Origin of the sequence: Rhizobium ruizarguesonis (assembly GCF_012349115.1) — a bacterium.
Taxonomy (GTDB): domain Bacteria; phylum Pseudomonadota; class Alphaproteobacteria; order Rhizobiales; family Rhizobiaceae; genus Rhizobium; species Rhizobium ruizarguesonis.
In genome coordinates, this window is the sequence record NZ_PQIG01000146.1 from 1 (window position 1) to 4,510 (window position 4,510).

The window sequence follows — 4,510 nt, forward strand, 5'->3', positions numbered from 1 at the left end:
GATTCCTTATGTCCAGGGCTAAACCTAGCGCATATGAGGGTTAGGGTGAGGGGCAATCTCGATCGCTTACTTCGCCAGCTTCGCCAGTGCCGCAATCAGGCCCTGCGTCGAAGAGTCATGCGATGCGGCACTCTCCTTGCCTTCGACGACCGGCAGCAGGCCCGTCGCCAGTTCCTTGCCGAGTTCGACGCCCCACTGGTCGAAGGAGTTGATGCGGAAGAGCACGCCTTCGACGAAGACGCGGTGTTCGTAAAGCGCGATCAGGCGGCCGAGCGCATAGGGGGTCAGCTTGTCGTAGACGAAGGTGATCGACGGCCGGTTGCCGGTAAAGACGCGGTGCGGCGCGATGAAATCGGCCTTCTTGTCGTCCATGCCCTTGTCGGTCAGCTGCTTCTTGGCTTCTGCGAAGGTGCGTCCCTTCATCAGCGCTTCCGATTGGGCGAGAACGTTGGAGATCAGCAGCTGGTGCTGGTGGCGCAGCTCGGGCTCGAAGGCGTTGGCGGCGATCATGAATTCGGCCGGGATGATGCTCGTGCCCTGATGGATGAGCTGGTAGAAGGCGTGCTGGCCGTTGGTGCCGGGCTCGCCCCAGACGACAGGGCCGGAATTGCCTTCGACCGGCGTGCCGTCGATGGTGACGCCCTTGCCGTTCGATTCCATGTCGAGCTGCTGCAGATAGGCCGGGAAGCGCGACAGGCGCTGGTCGTAGGGCAGGATGGCGCGCGTGGGGTAGCCGAGCACGTTGCGATGGTAGAAGCCGATCAGGCCGAGCAGCATCGGCAGGTTTTCGGTAATCGGCGCCTTACGGAAATGATTGTCGACGGCATGGGCGCCGTCGAGGAACTTGCCGAAATTCTCCGGCCCGACGGCGATCATCAGCGGCAGGCCGATCGCCGACCAGATCGAGTAGCGGCCGCCGACCCAGTCCCAGAAGCCGAAGACGCGGGTGCTGTCGATGCCGAAGGCGGCGACCTTGTCGAGCGCCGTCGAGACGGCGGCGAAATGGTGCTGCACGGCCGCTTCGCCGAGCGTCTTGGCGATGAAATTGCGCGCCGTCTGCGCATTGGTCATCGTCTCCACCGTGGTGAAGGTCTTCGAGGCGACGATGAACAGCGTCGTTTCCGGCTGCACCAGCTTCAGGATGTCGGCGATGTGGGCGCCGTCGATGTTGGAGACGAAATGGGCGCGCGGACCGTCATGGAAGGGAGCAAGCGCCAGCGTTGCCATCACCGGGCCGAGATCCGAGCCGCCGATGCCGATATTGACGACATCGGTGATCGCCTTGCCGGTCGCGCCCTTCAGCGCGCCGGAGCGAACGCCGTCGGCAAACTTGCCCATGGCGGCAAGCACGGAATTGACGTCGGGCATGACGTCCTTGCCGTCGACCAGCACCGGCGTGTTGGAGCGGTTGCGCAGCGCGGTGTGCAGAACGGCGCGATCCTCGGTGAAGTTGATCGCCTTGCCGGAGAACATTTCCTCGCGCTTCTTCTCGACGCCGCCGTCTTCGGCGAGCTTCACCAGCAGCTTGAGGATGTCGTCATTCACCGCCGTCTTGGAAAAATCCATCAGCAGGTCGTCGAGCGAAACGGAAAAGCGCGAAAAGCGCTGCGAATCGGCGGCGAAGGCGGCACGGATATCGGTTGCCTTGGTGGCATCAGCGGTGCTTTTCAGCTGTTCGACGATGGCGTTCATGGGAGGCTCCTTTGGAGGCGGAAAGGTTGCGGAAACTATTCGCTTTATCACCCGCAAATCAAGTTCAGCCACCTGCCGATATATGAAAAAAGCCACCCGCGGCAAGCGGATGGCCTGAATTTCATCAGATCGTCAAATTCAGCCGCGCAGGTCCTTGCGCAGGATCTTGCCGACCGGCGACTTCGGCAGCTCGGTGCGGAACTCGATGAAGCGCGGGCGTTTGTAGTTGGTGAGGTTGGCGATGCAGTGGGCCTTCACCTCGGCTTCCGTCAGGTTCGGATCCTTCCTGACGACGAAGAGTTTTACAGCCTCGCCCGAATGTCCGTCCGGCACGCCGATCGCTGCGGCCTCGAGGATACCGGCATGCATGGCGGCGACTTCCTCGATCTCGTTCGGATAGACGTTGAAGCCCGAGACCAGGATCATGTCCTTCTTGCGGTCGACGATCTTGGTATAGCCGCGCTCGTCCATGAAACCCATGTCGCCCGAGCGGAAGTAGCCGTCATCGGTCATCACCCGCGCCGTCTCTTCCGGCTTCTGCCAGTAGCCGGCCATCACCTGCGGCCCGCGAATGCAGATCTCGCCGACCTGGCCGAGCGGCAGCGAATTGCCTTCCTCGTCGCGGATATCGAGTTCGGTGGAGGGAAGCGGCAGGCCGATCGAGCCGGTGAACTCCGCCGAATCGAAGCGGTTAGCGGTGGCAACAGGCGAGGTCTCGGAAAGGCCGTAACCTTCCGTCACCGCCGTGCCCGTCATCTTCAGCCAGCGTTCGGCGACCGGGCGCTGGACGGCCATGCCGCCGCCGAGCGACATGATCAGCGAGGAAAAATCGAGCTTGGCGAAATCGGCATTGTTCATCAGCGCATTGAACAGCGTGTTGAGGCCGGGGAAGATATGCACCTTCGACTTTTCGAATTCCTTGACGAGACCGGGAATGTCGCGCGGATTGGCGATCAGGATATTGTGGGCGCCAAGCGACATGCCCATCAACGAATTCACCGTCAGTGCAAAGATATGGTAGAGCGGCAGTGCGCAGAGGAAATTCAGCACCTCCGGCTCTTTCTTGCGCTCGAAGGCCGACCGCAGCCAGAGCGACAGCTGCTGCTTGTTGGCGAGCAGGTTTTCATGCGTCAGCACCGCGCCCTTGGCAACGCCCGTCGTGCCGCCGGTATATTGCAGGAAGGCGATATCGCTGCCTGTTAGCGTGACCGGCTCAAGCTTTTTTCCCGCCCCTGCGCGCAGCACCTGGCCGAAGCTCTTGTGCTGAGGGATCGACCAGGAGGGAACGAGCTTCTTCACCTTGCGCACGACGAAATTGACGATCAGCCCCTTCGGCCCCAGCATCTCCCCGAGCGAGGTGACGACGACATGGCGGAGATCCGTCTTGTTGAGAACCTGCTCGACCGTGCGGGCGAAATTCTCCAGCACGAAGATCGCCTTGGCGCCCGAATCCCGCAACTGGTGTTCGAGTTCGCGCGGCGTATAGAGCGGGTTGACGTTCACGACGACGAGGCCGGCGCGCAGGATGGCGTAGGTGGCGATCGGGTTCTGCAGCACGTTCGGCATCATCACGGCGACGCGGTCGCCCTTCTGAAGGCCGGTGCTTTGCAGCCAGGCGGCGACCTTGCGCGTCTGGCTCTCCAGTTCGCGGTAGCTCATCGCCTTGCCCATGCTGGAAAACACCGTCCGGTCGGCGTAACGAGCGCAGGATTTTTCCAGCAGTTCCGCAAGCGAGGCATATTCCAGCGGCGGGAGTTCGGCCGGAACGACATCGGGATAGGCGGCAAGCCAGGGCTTATTCGGCTTGGCTCCGTTCGGATGGACGGAAATGCTGTTCATCGTATCCTCTCTCCCTTGCGTCCGCCGCGCCAGCCGAGCCGGTAATCGACTGGCCCGCAATTGACTGGAAGGGTCCTCCATCTTCCAGTCCGGCAGCTTATGCCATTGCCTGAACGGTTCAAGCCGAATGAAGCTATACTAACCTTGACGTAAACGTCAACATTCGCCCATCGCGAGATCGTGGGAAGGATGGGGAACTTTGAGTCCGCCATAGCGTTGACCTTGCATACTCACCATGAGGAAACACCATAAAGGAGGTGCACAATGTTGAACCAGGATACCGACGCCACCCGCCGTGACCCGAATGTCAAGGGCACGCACTCGCTGATCGCCAGCGACCGCGTCGAAGGCACCCGAGTCTATGGGGCCGATGGCAAGCATATCGGCTCGATCGAACGCCTGATCATCGGAAAGCTGGACGGCCGTGTTGCCTATGCCGTGCTGAGCTTCGGCGGTTTCCTGGGCATCGGTCATGATCACTATCCGCTTCCCTGGGAAAAGCTGAACTACGACACCCAGCTGGATGGCTATCGCATCGACCTGACCAAGGCGCAGATCGAAGGCGCCCCGAGCTATTCGGACGATGACGACACCTGGTACAACGACAATGGCCGCCGGGTCTATGATTACTACGGCGTGCCGCCCTACTGGATGTAACGTCGTCCGATAGGCCGAGCTGGAAGGGCCCCGCGGATGCGGGGCCTTTTTAGTGTTTGGCTCCTGCTGATGGTTGTTCTAACTTTAGGCCTGCCGGGGTCGAGCTATTTATCTCGACTCTCCTGAGAAACCAGTTTGGGAGGAGTGAGGACGGGCCTTACAAGGCGCGCGAGGAACGGAGAGGCCACGGCATATCCTCTTCTCCCCGCTTGCGGGGAGAGCGACTGTCTTGTTTGTCAAGCGTTTTGCCATGGTCGTCCGTCCCTTATGATGGCGTTGAGGATGGTGAGCAGCTTGCGCATGGTTGCGACGGTGGCGACGA

Annotated in this window: 3 protein-coding genes; 1 reads left to right on the forward strand and 2 read right to left on the reverse strand. The window is 61.2% G+C overall.

The features are described from left to right. Positions 1-66: 66 nt before the first annotated feature. Positions 67-1,692, reverse strand: coding sequence for a glucose-6-phosphate isomerase (pgi, locus tag C3Y91_RS37400; RefSeq protein WP_130814803.1), 1,626 nt, complete (start codon positions 1,690-1,692; stop codon positions 67-69). A gap of 138 nt (positions 1,693-1,830) precedes the next feature. Then, positions 1,831-3,531, reverse strand: a complete 1,701-nt coding sequence (locus C3Y91_RS37405) for a long-chain fatty acid--CoA ligase (protein WP_130689269.1) — start codon at positions 3,529-3,531, stop codon at positions 1,831-1,833. A 264-nt stretch (positions 3,532-3,795) separates the two neighbouring features. Between C3Y91_RS37405 and C3Y91_RS37410 the strand changes: the two genes are divergently transcribed. Next, positions 3,796-4,188 carry a PRC-barrel domain-containing protein gene (locus tag C3Y91_RS37410; RefSeq protein ID WP_018485590.1) on the forward strand — a complete coding sequence of 131 codons (393 nt, stop codon included), beginning with the start codon at positions 3,796-3,798 and terminating at the stop codon, positions 4,186-4,188. Positions 4,189-4,510 lie beyond the last annotated feature (322 nt).

Coding starts and splice junctions, on each gene's coding strand:
- C3Y91_RS37410 (WP_018485590.1), top strand. CDS start 3,796: ATGTTGAACCAGGATACCGACGCCACCCGCCGTGACCCGAATGTCAAG.
- C3Y91_RS37405 (WP_130689269.1), bottom strand. CDS start 3,531: ATGAACAGCATTTCCGTCCATCCGAACGGAGCCAAGCCGAATAAGCCC.
- pgi (WP_130814803.1), bottom strand. CDS start 1,692: ATGAACGCCATCGTCGAACAGCTGAAAAGCACCGCTGATGCCACCAAG.